The sequence below is a fragment of the Streptomyces huiliensis genome, from assembly GCF_020037025.1.
In the GTDB taxonomy this organism is placed as follows: Bacteria; Actinomycetota; Actinomycetes; order Streptomycetales; family Streptomycetaceae; genus Streptomyces; species Streptomyces huiliensis.
Map to the genome: position 1 here is coordinate 1 of NZ_JAIQLH010000221.1, position 18,058 is coordinate 18,058.

12 protein-coding genes and 1 pseudogene are annotated in these 18,058 nt (G+C 75.3%); 5 read left to right on the forward strand and 8 right to left on the reverse strand.

The features are described 5' to 3' along the window. A partial coding sequence (locus tag JNW98_RS28575) for a DMT family transporter (RefSeq protein ID WP_223771215.1) occupies positions 1-957 on the reverse strand: 957 nt, incomplete at its 3' end. Between the two features lie 403 nt (positions 958-1,360). Between JNW98_RS28575 and JNW98_RS28580 the strand changes: the two genes are divergently transcribed. From JNW98_RS28580 to JNW98_RS36730, 3 genes are all read left to right on the forward strand, one after another. Next, a complete protein-coding gene (locus JNW98_RS28580; RefSeq protein WP_223771204.1) occupies positions 1,361-2,485 on the forward strand; it encodes a baeRF2 domain-containing protein in 1,125 nt (374 codons plus the stop codon). A gap of 66 nt (positions 2,486-2,551) precedes the next feature. Next, positions 2,552-3,100, forward strand: a complete 549-nt coding sequence (locus tag JNW98_RS28585) for a type 1 glutamine amidotransferase domain-containing protein (protein ID WP_223771205.1) — start codon at positions 2,552-2,554, stop codon at positions 3,098-3,100. A gap of 59 nt (positions 3,101-3,159) precedes the next feature. Next, positions 3,160-5,334, forward strand: a complete 2,175-nt coding sequence (locus JNW98_RS36730) for an FUSC family protein (RefSeq protein ID WP_223771206.1) — start codon at positions 3,160-3,162, stop codon at positions 5,332-5,334. Positions 5,335-5,552: 218 nt separating this feature from the next. Here JNW98_RS36730 and JNW98_RS28595 read toward each other — a convergent pair whose 3' ends face one another. The 5 genes and pseudogenes from JNW98_RS28595 to JNW98_RS28615 form a co-directional block, all read right to left on the reverse strand. Then, positions 5,553-6,929 (reverse strand): MFS transporter, encoded by a 1,377-nt coding sequence (locus JNW98_RS28595; RefSeq protein WP_223771207.1) that lies wholly within the window; start codon positions 6,927-6,929, stop codon positions 5,553-5,555. A 119-nt stretch (positions 6,930-7,048) separates the two neighbouring features. After that, positions 7,049-7,390: pseudogene (locus JNW98_RS28600) on the reverse strand (nitrite reductase small subunit NirD); the annotation flags it as partial. Continuing rightward, positions 7,387-10,017: a nitrite reductase large subunit NirB gene (gene nirB / locus JNW98_RS28605; protein ID WP_223771208.1), complete on the reverse strand. Its 2,631-nt coding sequence runs from the start codon at positions 10,015-10,017 to the stop codon at positions 7,387-7,389. The gene nirB and the pseudogene JNW98_RS28600, both read right to left, overlap by 4 nt. A gap of 713 nt (positions 10,018-10,730) precedes the next feature. Then, complete coding sequence (locus tag JNW98_RS28610; protein WP_223771209.1) at positions 10,731-11,972, reverse strand: NAD(P)/FAD-dependent oxidoreductase; 1,242 nt, start codon at positions 11,970-11,972, stop codon at positions 10,731-10,733. A gap of 65 nt (positions 11,973-12,037) precedes the next feature. After that, a complete protein-coding gene (locus JNW98_RS28615; RefSeq protein ID WP_223771210.1) occupies positions 12,038-14,182 on the reverse strand; it encodes a molybdopterin oxidoreductase family protein in 2,145 nt (714 codons plus the stop codon). A gap of 191 nt (positions 14,183-14,373) precedes the next feature. Between JNW98_RS28615 and JNW98_RS28620 the strand changes: the two genes are divergently transcribed. Beyond that, complete coding sequence (locus JNW98_RS28620; RefSeq protein WP_223771211.1) at positions 14,374-15,558, forward strand: uroporphyrinogen-III synthase; 1,185 nt, start codon at positions 14,374-14,376, stop codon at positions 15,556-15,558. 407 nt (positions 15,559-15,965) lie between these two features. On the opposite strand, the gene JNW98_RS28625 is transcribed toward JNW98_RS28620, so the two are convergent. After that, positions 15,966-16,463: a hypothetical protein gene (locus JNW98_RS28625; RefSeq protein ID WP_223771212.1), complete on the reverse strand. Its 498-nt coding sequence runs from the start codon at positions 16,461-16,463 to the stop codon at positions 15,966-15,968. 418 nt (positions 16,464-16,881) lie between these two features. On the opposite strand from JNW98_RS28625, the gene pip reads away from it, so the two are divergent. Next, positions 16,882-17,859, forward strand: a complete 978-nt coding sequence (gene pip / locus JNW98_RS28630; protein WP_223771213.1) for a prolyl aminopeptidase — start codon at positions 16,882-16,884, stop codon at positions 17,857-17,859. 8 nt (positions 17,860-17,867) lie between these two features. Here the strand turns inward: pip and JNW98_RS28635 are convergent. After that, positions 17,868-18,058 (reverse strand): cytochrome P450 (locus tag JNW98_RS28635; protein WP_223771214.1); only part of this gene is annotated, 191 nt, incomplete at its 5' end.

The window sequence follows — 18,058 nt, forward strand, 5'->3', positions numbered from 1 at the left end:
GCCGTCGGCCGCCGGCGCGTCCGCCGCCGTACGGCCGCGGCCGCTCGACGCGATCGGCCCGGTGCCGCCGCTCTTCCGTCGGGACGGCGTACGCCGCGTCGCGGCGACGGCCACGCCGAGCAGCACGATCAGCCCGCCGACGCCGGCCATCGGCGCCGGGACGTTGCCGAACACGGCCGCGTCCAGGGCCAGGGCCGCGACGGGCACGGCGTAGAGCACCAGCGAGCTGGTGGCCGCCGTCGCGGCGCGGAGGACCCGCGACCAGGTGCAGAAGGCGAGGACGGTGCAGCCGAGGCCGAGCCAGCCGACGGCCGCCCCCTGCTGCCAGCCGACCGCGGCCGACTGCCGTACGGCGTCGGGGACCGCGAACAGGAGCGGCAGCAGGCCGAAGAGGCTGCCGTAGAAGATGCAGTCCAGGCCCGAGTAGCGGCGCAGCAGCGGCTTCTGGAGGACGAACGAGCCGGCCTGCGCGGCGGCGGCGAGGACGATCATCGCCATGCCGGCGTGGGAACCGCCGCCCGCTCCGCCGGCCAGGGCGACGACGAGGGCTCCGCCCAGTGCGACCAGCAGGCCGGTGATGCCCCGGGCGCCGGGCCGCTCCTTGAGGACCAGCATGCCGAGGAGCGTGGCGAAGACCGGCGAAGTGGCCACCAGCATGGCGGCGGTGCCGCCCTCGACGTGCCGCTCGCCCGCGTACAGCAGCAGCTGGTAGGCGGTCATCCCGGTGAGGCCGAAGCCGGCCATCCGCAGCGCGTCCGCCCGGCGCAGCCGGCTGATCCGGCCGGTGAGCGCGCACGGGACGAGGATCGCCACGGCGCACACGAGGCGCAGGACGGCGATGGCGACCGGGGAGTAGCCGTCGAGGGCGACGCGGATCGCCGGGAAGGCGGATCCCCAGAGGATCGCCGTCGCTGCCATGAACGTCCAGGGGGACGTCGTTCGGCGCTCGGCCGCCATGGGGGTCACCGCCCATCGGTAGGGGACGTGCAGAAGGGCCGTGGGAGGCGGTTGTCACCGCTCTTCCGGGCCGCTTTCGACGCTAGCGGGATTCCATCCATAAGTCGAATAATGAATTCCGTTAACAAGCCAAAGGAAGCCTTTGAGGTGCCTTTGAGATAAGAGCGGAAAGGGCCGCGGACACAGGGAAGGGGCCGAGGTACGCCGGGCGCCCTCCCCTCCTCGGGGCGCCGGCCCTCCTCGGCCCGCTCAACTCCCATGATTCCAGAGCGCATTCATTCCGTCACGACCCGTAACCGAACGGCCGGGGTGTGGCTGCCGGGCTCACGCCCCGGCGTGCGCCGTCGTGCCCCATCTGCTCAGCTGGATGGGTGGGCGGAACCGCCCGGGAGGAGGAGTCCACATGGCTACTGCCACTCGGAATGCCACCCGGACCGACATCGGGACCCTGCGCGGACTGCTGACCGCGCCGGGCCCGTTCGCCTCGGTCTACTTCGACCGCGAAGCGCGCCCCGAGCGGGCGGAGGAGGCCGGGGCCCGCTGGCGCGAACTGGCCGCCCGGCTCGCCCGGGAAGGCGCCGACGCGGCCACCGTCGACGCGCTCACGGCCCATGTCATGGACTCGCTGCCGGGCACCGGCGTCCTCGCCCTCTTCGCCTCGCGCGGCGAGGTGCGCCACGCCGCCGAGCTGCCCGGCGGGCACCACGGCGACGTCGCCGAATTCGCCGCCGTGCCCCACCTGTTGCCCCTCCTGGAGTGGCGGCAGGAGCACCCCGCACACGTGGTCGCCGTCGTCGACCGCACCGGCGCCGACCTCCTCGTCCACGCCGAGGGCGGCACCGAGCCCCGGCGGCGCACGGTCCACGGGACCGACGACGAGATCCTCCGCACCTCGGGCCTGCCGAACATGCGCTTCCAGCACCGCGCCGAGGACTCCTGGGAGCGGAACGCGAAGGTCGTCGCCGAGGCCGTGGACGAGGCGCTCACCGAGGTGTCGGCGTCCCTGCTGCTGGTCGCGGGCGACGTCCGGGCCCGGCAGTACCTGACCAAGCACCTGCCCGCCCGGGTCCGCCGGGACGTGACCGTCGGGCACATCAGCGGCAGCCGGTCGGCGGACGGCTCGGCGGCGGTGCGCACGTCCCGCACCGAGACGGAGGTGGCCCGGGCCGGCCACGCCCGGACCGCGGAACTGCTGCGCTCGCTGGAGCATGAGCTCGCGCCCGGCGGGCACGCGGTCGAAGGGGTCCGCGCCACGCTCGACGCGCTCGCCGTCGGCCGGGTGGGGACCCTGACGGTCACCGACGACCCGCGGGACCAGCGGACCGCCTGGTTCGGCGACTCCCCGGCCGAGCTCGCCGAGCGCCGGGAGGACCTGCCGCCGGACGGTGGCGGGGAGCCGTACGAGGGCCGCCTGGCCGACGTGGCGGTCCGGGCGGCCCTGCTGACCGGCGCCGACGTGCGGGTGCTGGAACCGGGCGAGCCCCGGACCCCCGCGCAGGGCACGGGAGGCATCTGCCGCTACCCGTGACGGCCGTCACCGCGGCGACCGTCGAACAGCCGATCCAGAAGACGAGCAGGACAAGGAGAACACCGCATGAAGGTGGCATTTCTCGTGGCCCCGGAAGGCATCGAGCAGGTCGAACTGACCGACCCGTGGCAGGCGGTCCGGAACGCCGGCGGTACCCCGCGGCTCGTCTCCACCGAGCCGGGCAGCGTGCAGGCGTTCCACCACCTCGACAAGGCCGACACCTTCCCCGTCGACGACGTGGTCGGCAAGGTGTCCGTCCAGGAGTACGACGGGCTGGTGCTCCCCGGCGGCGTGGCCAACCCGGACGCGCTGCGCATGGACGAGGGCGCCGTCTCCTTCGTCAAGGACTTCTTCGAGGCGGGCAAGCCCGTCGCCGCGATCTGTCACGCCCCCTGGACGCTGGTGGAGGCCGACGTGGTGCGCGGCCGGACCCTGACGTCCTGGCCGAGCCTGCGCACCGACGTCCGCAACGCGGGCGGCACCTGGGTGGACGAACAGGTGAAGGTGTGCACCGGCGGCCCCAACACCCTGATCACCAGCCGCAAGCCGGGCGACCTGCCGGCCTTCTGCTCGGCGTTCATGGAGGAGTTCCGCAAGGTGGCGGCGGCCCGCTGAGCCCTCGCCGGCGGGGGCGGCCCGGTTGCGGCGGGCGACGGTTCCCCTAGCGTGGCGGTGTGATCGGCACACCGGACCCCCGAGCCGGTACGGGCGGACCGCTCCACCGGTTCCTGCGCCGTCCGGGCGCTCCGGAGGCGCTGCGGCGCGCCACGTGGCTGACCGTGGCCGGCTGCGCGGGGTTCTACACGCTCGCCTACGCCTTCGACCGGCGCGACATGGCCCTTTTCGCCATGTTCGGCGCACTGCCCCTGATCCTCTTCTGCACGGTCCCGGGACCGCCGCCGCGGCGGACCGGGACCGTGCTGCTCACGCTGCCGGCGGGCTGGGCGCTGGTCACCGCCGGCACCCTGCTCGCCGTCCAGGACTGGGCCGCGGCGCTGGGGATGCTGGTCGTCGGCTTCGCCGTCTCCCTGCTCGCGAACGGCGGGCCGCGGACGGCCGGTCCGGCGCCCGCCCTCCAGCTCTACTACGTGCTCCCCTGCTTCCCGCCCTACGCGCCGGACGCCCTGCCGGCCCGGCTGGCCGGCCTCACCGTCGGCATCCTGCTCACCGCCCTCGTGGACCGGCTGCTGTGGCGCGAACCGCCGCCCGTCCCGTACCGGTCGCTGCTCGCCGACGCCGCCGGGGCCACGGCCGGCTACTGCGACGCCGTCGGGCGGCTCCTGGCGGGCGACGGCACCGCCGCGGACGTCCGGGGGGCGCGGGAGGCGGCCGGCCGGGCCCTGACGGCGACGCTGCTGTCCGAGGTGCCGGCGGCCGAACGCCCCACCTCCGCGACGCCCCGCGACCGGGCCCTCGTACACGCTCGCGCCGCGGTGCGGCACGTGCGCGACACTCTGGACGCCGTCGTCGACGACCGCGACGGGCCCGTGCCCGGCGCGCCCGGGCTGCTGCGGCACTGCGCGGACTCCCTGCGGCGCACCGCCTCGTCGTTGCGCGCGGACGTCCGGGACCCGGGCGGCGACGACGCCCTGCACGCGGCGCTGGCCGCCTTCGACGAGGAGCGGGCCCGGGGGCTCGCCCGGGCCACGCCCGGCCGGCTGCGTCGGGACGCCGTGGTCCGGCGGGTGGCGGAAGGGACGCTCGTGGTGGGCGAGGCGGGGCACCTCGCGGCCGGCGGGCGGCTCTCCGCCGCCTGGGACTATCCGGGCAGCCCCTTCGCGTACGCCGGCGTCGGCACGGCGGCGTGGTGGTGGCACCGGCTGGTCGTGCGCATGGCACCGACGTCCGTCCTGTTCCGGAACGCCCTCCGGCTCTCCCTCGCCCTGGCCGCCGCCCGGCTCCTGGTCGGCGCCCTCGAACTGCCGCACGGCTTCTGGGTGCTGCTGACGGTCCTCAGCCTCATGCGCACCTCCGCGGCCGATACCCGGGCCGCGCTGGTGCCCGGCGTCGTCGGGACGGTCGTGGGCGGCGTCCTCGCCACCGGCATGTTGCTCGCCGCGGGCGGCACGACCGCCTTCTACGCCGTCTTCACCCCCTTCTTCCTGCTCGTGGGCCTGACCGTGGGCCCGGTGCTCGGCCCGGCGTGGACCCAGGGCGTGGTGACCGTCGCCCTGGTGCTGATCTTCGGTCAGGTGGCGCCGCCCGACTGGGACCTGCCCGCCGTGCGGCTCCTCGCCGTGCTGGTCGGCGGCGGCATCGGCGCGGTGGCGAGCCTGCTCGCCTGGCCCCGGGGCGCCGCCGGACAGCTGCGGCGCGACATCGCCCGCTTCCTGACCCGCGCCGCCGCGGCGTGCCCGGCCGTGACCGCCCGGCTGGTCCGCCCGCACGACGGCGGGGTCGAGGAGCTGGCGGCGGCGCGGCGGGCCCTGTTCCTCGCCCAGGGGACGTACCTCCAGTACCACATGGAGGCGGCCTCGCGGGACGGCCGGGGCCCGCCCTGGGAGGCGTTCATGCTGCCCGGGTACGCGGCGGTCGGCGGCGGCTCCATGATGCTCGCCCGGCGCCGGGGCGACGCTCCGGCGGCGCTGCCGGCCGCCGCCGGAGCGGAACTGTCCTCCCTGGCCTCGCTGGCGGCGGCCGCGTGCCTGGCCGCCGCGGCGTCCCTCCGCTCCGGCCGGTCCCCCCGGCCGGACCCCGCCGGCGCTCCGCCCGCCGAGGCGTCCGGCGCTCTCCGGTGGGCTGCCGCCGGGCCGGCTTCGTCGGCCCGGGTAGCCGACGTTCTCCTGGTCGCCGACGCGGAGGCGTGGCTGGCGGGGGTGGTACGGGACGCGGGGGCGGCCCGGGGGTGAGGGTGCCCCAGTCCCGCCCCTTCGCCGTTTCCTGGGGCTGCGCCCCAGTCCCCCTTATCGCGGCTTCGCCGCTCGTCCTCAAACGCCGGACAGGCTGGATGGTGCCTGAGCGCCCACTACAGCCCGTCCGGCGTTTGAGGACCTGGCGGCGAAGCCGCGATGCCGGGGTCCGGGGCGCAGCCCTGGAAGAAACGGTGAAAGGGCGGGGCTGGGGCACCTCACACCGATTCGGCCCGCCGCAAGTACACCACCCACGTGACCACCAAACACACCACATACCAGGCCAGAAAGGCCAGATACGCCGGCTCACCGCTGCCGCCACTCAGAAAAGCCTGCCGGAACGCGACATTGATCAGCACACCACCAAGCGCCCCCACCGCCCCCGCGATCCCCATGGCCGCATTCGCCTGCTGATGCGCCACCCGATAAGCCGCCTCGGCCTCCGCCCCCTCCCCCACCCTCCGCCGAGCAGCCGCCCGGTAAAGAGCGGGAATCATCTTGTAAGTCGAGCCGTTCCCAAGCCCGCTCAGAACGAAGAGCAGCACGAACCCCGCCAGGAACAACACCAAGGACCCCTCCCGAGAGGCCACCAGGACGAGAACGGTACTCCCGGCCATGGCGGCGAACGTCCAGAACGTGACCCGCGCGCCACCCCACCGATCGGCCAGCACGCCGCCCAGGGGCCGGATCAACGAGCCCAGCAGCGGCCCCAGGAAGGTGAGGGAAGCCGCCCGGACGGGCGTCGGAAAGTCGTCCGGGAACTGCACGAGGAGCACCTGCCCGAAGGCGAAGCCGAAGCCGATGAACGAGCCGAACGTGCCGATGTAGAGCAGGGAGACGGTCCAGGTGTGCCCTTGCCGGGCCACCTCCCGCAGCGGCCGGCCGGGCGGGCGCGGGCCGGCGAGGTCGTCCATGCGCAGGGCGGCGGCGAGGGCGGCGAGGACGATGAGCGGGATGTAGACGAGGACGACGATCCGGGGGTGCCCGGCGCCCGCCGTGCCGAGCACCAGCAGGCCGAGCAACTGCACGGCGGGGACGCCGATGTTGCCTCCGCCGGCGTTGACGCCGAGGGCGCGGCCCTTGAGGTGCTGGGGGTAGAACGCGTTGATGTTGGCCATCGACGAGGCGAAGTTGCCGCCCCCGATGCCCGCGACGGCGGCCACGAGCAGCAACGTCGAGTAGGAGACGCCCGGTTCGAGGACAACGGCCGCGAGCCCGGTGGGCACGAGGAGGACGGCGGCGCTGATCACCGTCCAGGTCCGGCCGCCGAAGACGGCCACGGCGACGGTGTACGGCAGCCGGAGCGCGCCGCCGACGAGCGTGGGTACCGCCGTGAGCAGGAACTTGCCGGCCGGGTCGATGCCGTACTCGGGGCCGAGGAAGAGGACGAGGACGGACCACAGGCTCCACACCGAGAAGCCGATGTGCTCGCAGAGGACGGAGAGGACGAGGTTGCGCCGGGCGGTCCTGGCACCTCCGGCGGCCCAGAACGCCGGGTCTTCCGGCCGCCAGTCCTCGACGCGCCGGCGGCGGCGCGGTACGGGGGTGGGGGGTGGTTCGGGGGCTTGTGCGACGGTGGGGGTGACGGGGTTCACATGTCCTCCGGGGGCGGTGCGGACGGACGGGTGGGGGATGGTGCGGCGGACGTCCCGGCGAGATGGCCGTCGGACGGCCCGACCGGGCCGTCGCCGGGCGCGTCGGGCACCCCGGTGAGGCGCACGAGCCACACGGGCAGCGCGGCAGGGCCGCCGCCGGGTGCCTCGGGCTCGTCGGGGCAGGCGCCGGAGCGCAGGTCGAAGGCGCGGTGGTACAGGGGCTCGGTCACGACGGTCGCGCCGTCGCGGGTGCCGAGGAGGCCGCGGGACACCACGTACGCGCCGCTGAACGGATCCCGGTTGCCGACAGCGTAGAGCCGTCCGGCCCGGTCCCGGAAGAGCGCCACCTGGTGGCCGCCGACTAGGGCGGCGACCCCGCGTCCGGGGATCAGGACCTCGTAGGCGCAGACGGGGGTCCAGCCGGCGCCGGTGTCGACCTCGACGAGTCGGCGGGCGGTCATCGTGTCACCACCGCGACGGGCTCGGCGGCCCCGACCACCGGCAGGGGAAGGACGGGCGGGTCGGCCGGGCGGATCCGGCCGGGTTCGCCCTCGAAGCGGACGGCCGGGTCGGGGGTGCCGGGCGCGTTGACGAACGAGACGAAGCGGCGCAGCCGTTCGGGGTCGTCGAGGGTGGCGCGCCACTCGTCCTCGTAGGTGGCGACGTGCTGGGCCATGAGGGCGTCGAGGTCGGCGCAGATGCCGAGGGAGTCGTCGACGAGGACGGAGCGCAGCCGGTCGAGTCCGCCCTCCATGCGCGCGATCCAGGGGGCGGTGCGCTCCAGCCGGTCGGCGGTGCGGATGTAGAACATGAGGAAGCGGTCGAGGGTGCGGACGAGGGTGTCGCGGTCGGCGTCGGCGAGGAGGAGTTCGGCGTGGCGGGGGGTCGTGCCGCCGTTGCCGCCGACGTAGAGGTTCCAGCCGGCGGCGGTGGCGATGACGCCGAAGTCCTTGCCGCGGGCCTCGGCGCATTCGCGGGCGCAGCCGCTGACGGCGGCCTTGAGCTTGTGCGGGGAGCGCAGGCCGCGGTAGCGGAGTTCGAGTTCGACGGCGAGGGCCACGGAGTCCTGGACGCCGTAGCGGCACCAGAGCGAGCCGACGCAGGACTTCACCGTGCGCAGGGCCTTGCCGTAGGCGTGTCCCGACTCGAAGCCTGCGTCGACGAGCCGCCGCCAGATGCGCGGGAGCTGGTCGACGGTGGCGCCGAGCAGGTCGATGCGCTGCCCGCCGGTGATCTTCGTGTAGAGGCCGAAGTCGCGGGCGACCTCGCCCAGGACGATGAGTTTCTCGGGGGTGATCTCGCCGGCGGGGACGCGGGGGACGACGGAGTAGGAGCCGTTGCGCTGGAGGTTGGCGAGGAAGTGGTCGTTGGTGTCCTGGAGGGCGGCCTGTTCGCCGTCGAGGATGTGGACGGAGTTGCCCAGGTGGGGGTTGAGGGTGGCGAGGATGGAGGCGACGACGGGTTTGCAGGTGTCACAGCCGTCGCTGCCGTGGGCGTCGCTGCCGTGTTCGTCGATAAGGCGGGAGAAGGAGGTGATGCCGGTGACGCTGATGATGTCGAAGAGTTCGGCGCGGGTGTGGGAGAAGTGTTCGCAGAGGCCCCTGGGGGCGGGCGTGGCGCCGGCGAGGGTGGTCTCGGCGTCGACGAGCTTGGTCAGCATGGAGACGCAGGAGCCGCAGCCGGTGCCGGCGTGGGTCTGCCGCTGGACCGCGCGGACGTCCGCGCAGCCGTGCTCGGTGACGGCGGCGCGGATGCAGCCCTTGGTGACGTTGTGGCAGGAGCAGACGATCGTGCTGTCCGGGAGGCTCTCCGGGCCGGGGGCCGCCGCGCCCGCCGCGGAGGCCGGGAGGAGGAGGCGTTCCGGCGGGGTGGTGAGCGGGGTGCCCGCCTCGGCGAGCGGCCGGAGCACGTCGTAGGCGTCCGTGTCGCCGACGAGGACGCCGCCGAGCAGCCGGCCGTCGGGGGTGACGACGAGCTTCTTGTAGACGCCGTCGCGGCTGTTGGCGTAGCTGACCTCCAGGGCGTCGTCGCCGGTGGCGTGCGCGTCGCCGAAGCTGGCCACGGCGACGCCGAGGAGCTTGAGGCGGGCGGCGGGTTCGGCGCCGGTGAAGCTGCCGTCGCCGCCCGTGATCCGGTCGGCGGCGGCCTCGGCCATGGCGTAGCCGGGGGCGACCAGGCCGTGCACCCGGCCGTCGGCCGTCAGCGCGCACTCGCCGACGGCCCAGACGCGGGGGTCGGCGGTGCGGCACCCCTCGTCGACGACGATGCCGCCGCGCTCGCCGACGGGCAGGCCGCAGGCGCGGGCGAGTTCGTCGCGGGGCCGGACACCGGCGGAGAAGACGACCAGGCCGCAGGGGACGACCGTGCCGTCGGAGAGCGTCACGCTCGCGACGGTTCCGTCCGGCCCGGCCTCGACGGCCTGGGCGCCGACGCCGGTGTGCACGACGACGCCGAGCTCCTCGATCTTGCGGCGCAGGGCGGCGCCGCCGCCGTCGTCGACCTGCGCGGCCATCAGCCGCGGCGTGAACTCGACGACGTGCGTCTCCAGCCCCAGCGCGCGCAGCGCCCCCGCCGCCTCCAGACCGAGCAGCCCGCCGCCGACGACGAGCCCGGTGCGCACGGCTCCGGCGCGGGCGCGGAGGGCGTCCAGGTCGTCGAGGGTGCGGTAGACGAAGCAGCCGGGGGTGTCCCGGCCGGTGACGGGCGGGACGAAGGGGCGGGATCCGGTGGCCAGGACGAGGGTGTCGTACGCGTGGACCGCGCCCGAGCGGGTGGTGACCTTCCGGGCGGTCCGGTCGACGGCCGTGACGGGATCCCCGAGGTGGAGCTCGACGCCGGGGCGTTCCGCGAACTCCTGGGGCCAGAGGGAGAGTTCCGCCTCGGTGACGCCGGTGAGGTACGAGGTGAGCCGGACGCGGTCGTAGGCGGGGCGCGGCTCCTCCGCGAGGACGGTGACGCGGGGCGCGGCATGGGCCGCGTCCGCACCGAGGCCGTCCGCGCGCCGGGCGAGCGCTTCGAGGAAGCGCTGGCCGACCATGCCGTGGCCGATGAGTACGAGGTGGGGCGGGGTGGTGCTGGGGGTGGTCATGCGGCGGGTCCGCCTTTCGGGATCGTCAGCGGGTGGTGGGGGTGAGGCGACGGCGTCTTCGGCGTCCTTGATGGTCGGTGGTCGGTCTCGGGTCCCGGCGTCGGCGGCGGGGGTGTGTCACCGGGGTCCGCGGCGCGCGGCGGACCGGCGTCGCCGGGGGCCTCCGTTGTCCTCGGCGACCCCGGCGACTTCGGCGGGGAGGGCGGGGCGGGCGGGGACGGCTGTTTCAGCCGGTGTGACGGGAGGCGTGGCGGGCCGGCGCCCACCGGCCCCTTGGGTGCTCTCCGTGTCCGTGGGGCCCCGGCATCTCGGGCGTCTCCAGCGTCCCCGGCGTCCCCCGCGTGCCCGCCGGGAAGAACGGTCCGGCTGGTGCGGAGCAGTGCGAGCAGCCCTTTCCGCGCGGTCCCGGCCGCCGGAGGACGGTCACCCCGGCCGCCACCAGGCCATGGCCCCGGCGCCTCATGGGTATCCCTCGCCCACGAGCGGTTCCGAGGCGTCCCCCGCCACCGGCTCGGACGCGCGGCCCTCTCGCCGGCCCCTCCGCGCCAGTGCGCCGCCGGCACGTTCCGGACCGCCGCGAACAGCCGGGCGTGCGCCGTGCCGTCCGTCCGCCGTACCGCGGAAGCCCGGAGCCACGCCTCCGCCGACGGATCGTCCACCACCCGGGCGACGGTCGAGCACCGCTCCGGCCGCCGGGTCGCACCCCTGGTCCCTCATGGGTAGCTCTCCCCCACGAGCAGGTCCAAAGCGTCCCCCGCCGGCGGTTCGCCGCGCGTCACGGCGTCCCCGACCTCACCGACGGCCGTGAGGTCGCCGACGAGGATCGCGCCGACGGGCACGCCCGCGCGGAGCACCAGCTTCCGGTAGGTGCCGCGGGTGGCGTCGGCCAGGCTGACGACTTCGGTGTCGTCGCACGAAGCCGTGGAGTCCCCGAACGCGGCCACGTCCAGAGGCCCGGCCACGAGCCGGAGGAGGACGGGAGGGGCAGGGCACCGGGGCTCCGCCCTGGTCCCGGAGAGCCGGGCGGCGAGCGCGGCGGCCAACGCGTCGGCCTGTTCCCAGGCGGCCTCCGCCCGGCCGTGCAGGAGGTTCCGGTGCTCGGCGCAGTCGCCGATCGCGTACACGTGCGGGGCGGAGGTGGCGAGGGTGTCGTCCACGACGACGCCGGTGGAGACGGCGAGGCCGGCGGCCCGGGCGAGTCCCGTGCGGGGGCGGACCCCGCAGGCGAGGACGGCGGTCCGGGCGTCGATCCGCGTCCCGTCGGACAGCCGGAACCCGCTGATCCGGCCGTCGTCGCCGAGCACCTCGGCGGCGCCTTGATCGTGATGCACGGTGACGCCGAGCGAGGCGAGCGTCCGGCGCACGGTCCCGGCGGCCCCCGCGTCCAGGTACCGGTCCATCAAATACGGGCCACTATGCACCAGATGAACAACGACTCCCGTCCCGGCGAGGGCCTGCGCCGTCCCGACGCCGAGGACTCCCCCGCCGACGACGACGGCCGCCCCGCCCGCCCGGGCGTCCGCCGTGATCCGGGCCCGGTCGCCGAGGGTGCGCAACGGATGGACCCCGCCCTTGAGAGCGCCGGAGGCGGTGTACAGCCCGGGCAGGTCCGGCAGGACGGGCGCGGCGCCGGTGGCCAGGACGAGGGTGTCGTAGGCCGCGCTCTCCCCGCCGGCCGTACGCAGGGTCCGCGCGTCCGGGTCGACCGCGACGACCTCGGTACCGGTACGGACGACCGCCCCGCCGGTGGGAAGCGCGAGGGCGCCGGACGGGTACCGGCCGCCCAGCAGACCGGCGAGAAGGGCCCGATTGTAGGGCGCGTACGGCTCCGCCCCGTACAACGTGACCCGCACCCTCCCCTCCGGCACGAGCGCGAGCACCTGCCGCGCGAACCGGGCGGCGGCCATGCCCGCACCGACGACGGCGATCCGGTGAGGGACGCGGCGGCGGGGCACGGCTCGGACGGCGGGCCGGACACCGGTCGCTCCGCCCGGCCTCCGCGCCCCCGCGACGGCCCCGCTCACCGCTCCTCCCCCGCACCCGCACCCGCGTCCGCCGCCTCCACCCGGACCGCGCACACCTTGAACTCGGGCATGCGGGAGACGGGGTCGAGGGCGGGGTTGGTGAGGGTGTTGGCGCGGCCGGGGCCGGGCCAGTGGAAGGGCATGAAGACGGTGTCCGGGCGGATGCGGTCGGAGACCCGGGCGGGGGCGGTGACGGTTCCGCGCCGGCTGGTGACGGTCAGCGGGGCGCCCTCGGCGACGCCCAGCCGGGCCGCGAGGCGCGGGTGCAGCTCGACGAACGGGCCGGGCGCCGCCCGCTGGAGTTCCGGGGTGCGGCGCGTCTGGGCGCCGCTCTGGTAGTGGGCGAGGACGCGCCCGGTGGTGAGGCGCAGCGGATACTCCGCGTCCGGTTCCTCGGCGGCGGGCCGGTGGGAGACGTCGGCGAACCGGGCGCGGCCGTCCGGGGTGGCGAACCGGTCGTGGAACAGCCGCGGGGTCCCGGGGTGCGGGCGCCTGCCTACCTCGGCGCTCGGGCACGGCCAGAAGACGCCGTCCTCCGCCCGGATCCGCGCGTAACTGATCCCGGAGTAGTCGGCCTGGCCGCCGGCGGACGCCTCCCGCAGCTCCTCGAAGACCTCCTCGGCCGCGGTCGGGAACCCCTTTTCCACGCCGAGGCGTTCGGCGAGCCCGTGCAGGACGTCGAGGTCGGTCCGGACGCCGGGCGGCGGGGCGAGGGCCGCCCGGCGGAGGATCACCCGGCCTTCCAGGTTGGTCATCGTGCCCTCCTCCTCGGCCCATTGGGCGGTCGGCAGGACGACGTCGGCGAGTTCGGCGGTCTCGGACCGGACGACGTCGCAGACGACGAGGGAGTCCAGGGCGCGCAGCCGCTCGGTGACGTGAGAGGCGTGCGGGGCGGAGACGACCGGGTTGGAGCCCATGAGCAGCAGCGCGCGGACGCCGCCGTCGGTGCCGAGAGTGTCGAGGAGTTCGTACGCGGACCGGCCGGGACCGGGGAGGGTGTCGGGGTCGACGCCCCACACCCGGGCGACGTGCGCGCGGGCCGCCGGGTCGGTGATGGACCGGTAGCCGGGCAACTGGTCGGCCTTCTGGCCGTGTTCGCGGCCGCCCTGGCCGTTGCCCTGCCCGGTCAGGCAGCCGTAGCCGCTGAACGGCCGGCCGGCGTGGCCCGTCGCCAGGCAGAGGTTGATCCACGCGCCGACGGTGTCCACGCCCTTGCTGTGCTGCTCGCCGCCGCGCGCGGTGAGGACCATGCCGGTGGGCGCGTCGCAGAACAGCTCCACCGCCCGGCGCAGCGCGGCCACCGGAACGCCGGTGATCCGCTCCACCCGTTCCGGCCAGTGCGCCATGGCCGCCGCGTGGGCCTGCTCCCAGCCGGTGGTCCGGGCGGCGACGAACTCCTCGTCCACCCGCCCCTCCGCGACGACCAGGTGGAGCAGGCCGAGGGCGAGCGCGAGGTCCGTGCCGGGGGCCGGGCGCAGGTGCAGGTCGGCGGTCTCGGCGGTCCGGGTGCGGCGCGGGTCGACGACCACCAGCTTTCCGCCGGCCGCCTGTTGGCCCTGGAAGTAGCGCATGGCGGGCGGCATGGTGTCGGCGGGGTTGCCGCCGACCAGGATGAGGCAGCCGGTGCGGGCGATGTCCGCGAGCGGGAACGGCAGCCCCCGGTCGAGGCCGAACGCCGCCCGCTGGGCCGCGGCGGCGGACGACATGCAGAACCGGCCGTTGTAGTCGATGTTGGCCGTGCGCAGCACGACCCGGGCGAACTTGCCGAGCAGGTACGCCTTCTCGTTGGTGAGCCCGCCGCCGCCGAACACGCCCGCCGCGTCCCGCCCGTACCGCGCGGCCGCGTCGGCGAGCCCGCCGGCGGCGCGGTCCAGCGCCTCGTCCCAGTCCGCCTCCCGCAGCCGGCCGGTGCGCCGGTCGCGGACGAGCGGCGCGGTCAGCCGGACGCCGGGAGCGAGCACGGCCGTGGCCGAACGCCCCTTTCCGCACAGTGCCCCGCGGTTGACGGGGAACTCGGGCCGCTCCTCCACCGCCACACCGGGGCCGTCCGGGGGCGGGGAGACGACACGGCGCAACCGCATGCCGCACTGCAGGGAGCAGTACGGGCAGTGGGTGTCGGCCGGCTGTGCTGCTGGGGTCATGCCGGTAAGCGTCATCCGCCCTCATTACCACCGTGATACAGCGACGTTGCCACTCGCTCACGTCCCCCACACCCCGGGCGGTACCCGATGTGCGCCGCCCGACACATTCCCGTACGAAAGCACGCGCGGTCCTAACGCCCCCGTGACGGCGGCGCAACGACCGCTTAATGACCGTCGGCGAATCTCGGCCCATGGGAACAGCCGCACCGGGAGCCACCGATGAGCCGACCGGACCGCTCGGACCGCTCGGACCGCTGACGGGCCTCACCGTGGGCGTCACGGCGGACCGCCGCCGCGACGAACTCGCCGCCCTCCTGCTCCGCCGCGGCGCCTCGGTGACCGTCGCCCCCGCCCTGCGCATGGTGCCCCTCGCCGACGACGCGCTGCTCCGCGCCGCCACCGAGGCGTGCCTCGCCCGCCCGGTCGACTACGTGGTGGCGACCACGGGCGTCGGCTGGCGCGGCTGGATGAGCGCCGCCGAAGGGTGGGGCCTCGCCGAGGCCCTCCTCGGCGCCTGCCGGGAGGCCGCCGTGCTCAGCCGCGGCTCGAAGACGACCGGGGCGCTGCGCGCCTGCGGGCTGCGCGAGGAGTACGCGCCGGAGTCCGAGACGATGGACGCGGTCCTCGCCTGGCTGCTCGCCCGCGACCTGGGCGGACGCCACGTCGTGGTCCAGGAACACGGCGCTCCGCTCGCCGGTTTCGCCGACGCGCTGCGCGCCCGGGGCGCCGTCGTGACCGTCCTCCCCGTCTACCGCTGGGGCCCGCCCGAGGACCCCGACGCCGTCCGCCGGCTCGCCGCCCGGACCGTCCGCCGGGAGATCCACGCGCTCCCTTTCACCAGCTCGCCGGCGATCGAGGCGTTCCTGACCGCGGCGGGCCCGGACCGGGACCACGTCCTGTCCGCCCTCCGCCGGGACGTCCTCCCGGTCTGCATAGGCCCCCTCTGCGCCCGCCCCCTCCTCACGGCCGGAGTCCCCTGCGCCTGGCCGGACCGCGGCCGCCTGGGCTCCCTCGTCCGCGTCCTCACCACCGAACTCACCCGCCGCCACCGCCACGAACTGGCCACCCCCGCGGGCCCCCTGACCATTCAAGGCACCGCCGTCCTCACCGCCGACACCCTCCTCCACCTCCCTCCCCTCCCCGCCGCCCTCCTCGCAGCCCTGGCCGAACGCCCGGGAACCGTCCTCAGCCGCACGGAACTCGTACGACGCCTCTGGCCAACGGCGGCCCCGGGAGGCGACGACCAGCAGCACGCGCTGCGGGCACTGGAGACGACGGTGGGGAGGCTGCGGGGGGCGTTGGGGGCGTACGGAGGTGTGGTGGGGACGGTGACGAAGAGGGGGTATCGGTTGGTGGGGACGGGGGTGGGGGGTTAGGGGGCGGGCCCCCGCGGTGCGGGGACGGCATGGAGCGGTACGGCTCGGCGACCATCTGCTCGGGGCGACCCCCGCATGCGCGGGGACCACGCCAGGGCGACCCGCATGAAGTCCTCGCGGGCTGGACCACCCCCGCATGCGCGGGGACCACTTCTCCGGGACCATGTGGCAGGAGAAGTCCGGGGGACCACCCCCGCGTGCGCGGGGACCACTTGCGGCAAGAGTTCTTCGAATTCAAGCCTTCGGGACCACCCCCGCGTGCGCGGGGACCACAGGGTCCGAGCTGGGGCTTTACCCAGCTTCACCCCCGTTTTTACTCACTTTCGCCGAGCGCGACATATAGCGCAATAAGGTCAAGTCGCCCAGCTGCACTGCCAAGCCCCCGCCGCCCCCCGACGACCCCAACCTCACGCAGCCGCCGACCCCCGGTCCACCGCCGTGACCAGCATCGCACCGATGGGAATCAGCTGGTGGTTCAGCGCGTCAAGCGCCTGCCGCTCCGTCTCCGGGATGTGCCACTCCTCCCACCACCCGGCCTCTTCCACCGAGCAGGCCTCGAAGGCCTCGGCTTCCCACGCGCGCAGCAGGTCGGCGGCGTAGGGGACGGCCGGGCGGGCCTGGTGGGCGTAGGCCTCCAGGAGGGCGATCATGTGGCTGTCCGGGAGGTAGCCGCGCCAGGCGGCGAGGAGGCTGTCGGCGATGCCGACGACGTCCTCCAGCCACAGCACGTGCTCGGTCACCCAGCCCTGCGGATGGGGGCAGGGGGGCATGCCGGGGAGCAGGCGGCGCTGGAGCTCCTCGCGGCGGCGGAAGAAGTCCTTGCCCAGGGCGACCTCCTCACTGGTGGGCAGCCAGGCGTTCCGACTCAGGGCGGTCACGGCGGCATCGAAGGGATGGGTCGTCATTCCGCCAACCCTACGTGGTGGGGAGTGCCCCTCGGGAGGGGAGGTTGTGCCTGTTCAGGGGTGGTTCGGCGGCGGTGTGACGGCACGTCGGCGAGCGGCCCGCCCGGCTCGTGGCCGGCGGGCCGACGGTCGGCGTGGGCGTCCGCCACCTTACGGGCCAGGGCGTTCAGTTCACGGACGGTCCGTTCCGGTTCCCGCCGGAGAGGCCGAGAGGCCGTCGGAGCACAGCGGATACCGGTCAGCCGTCCGTACGTCGCACAGACGGATGTCGGCGACGACCCGTTCGCTCACGCTCAAGGCCCTGAGCGGCAGCGCCCGTTACGGGCGGGAGGCGGCCTCCGCGGGAACGGGCCCGCCGTAGAACCCCCGACTAGCGTGGAGGCGCACCCCACCCACCACACCATCAAGGAACCACGCCATGGCAACCGCCGTCCTCTACCCGCCGATCGACCCGTTCGACGAAGGGATGCTCGACGTCGGCGACGGCAACCGCGTCCACTGGGAGGTGTGCGGCAGGCCGGACGGGAGGCTGGCGCTCGTCGTGCACGGCGGGCCGGGGTCCGGCTGTTCGCCGGGGGCGCGGCGGTTCTTCGATCCGGGCCGCTACCGCGTCGTCCTCTTCGACCAGCGCGGCTGCGGCCGCAGTACGCCGCACGCCTCCGACCCGTCGACCGACATGCGGCACAACACCACCCACCACCTGATCGCCGACATGGAACGGCTGCGCGAGCACCTGGGGATCGAGCGGTGGACGCTGTTCGGCGGCTCATGGGGGTCCACGCTGATCCTCGCCTACGCCGAGCGGCATCCGGAGCGGGTGGCGGAGATCGTGATCACGGGGGTCACCACCACCCGCCGGTCGGAGATCGACTGGCTCTACCGGGGCGCCGCCCGCTTCTTCCCCGAGCAGTGGGAGCGCTTCCGGGACGGCGTCCCGGCGGCGGACCGCGGCGGGGACCTGATCGCCGCGTACGCCCGGCTGACGGAGCACCCGGACACGGCCGTACGGGAGAAGGCCGTCCGCGACTGGTGCGCGTGGGAGGACGCGGTGGTCTCCGCGGAGCCGGACGCCAAACCCGGCGCCGCTCCCGCGCCCTACACCGGGCGGCCGCCGCGGGCCCGCCTCGGCTTCGTCCGGATCGCCGCCCACTACTTCGCGCACGGCGCCTGGCTGGAGGAGGGCGCGCTGCTGCGGGACGCGCACCGGCTGGCCGGAATTCCGGGGGTGCTGCTGCACGGCCGGTTCGATGTCGCCGGGCCGTTGGGGACGGCCTGGGAACTGGCCAGGGCCTGGCCGGACGCCCGGCTGGTCGTCGTCTCCGACTCGGGCCACCTGGGCAGCGAGACCCTCCGCGCGGAGGCCCGCGCGGCGCTCGACCGGTTCGTCGCCGGGTAGCGGTGGGGTCACCGGGTCACGGGCAGTTCCCGCGGCCCCCGCACCAACAGCCCCGGCCGGTACGGGAGAAGCCCCGGCTCGGTGGCGAGGCGCAGCCCCGGCAGCGCGTCGAAGAGCAGCGGCAGGGCGACCGTCGCCTCCAGCCGGGCCAGCCGGGCGCCGAGGCAGAAGTGCGGGCCGTGGCCGAACGCGGCGTGGG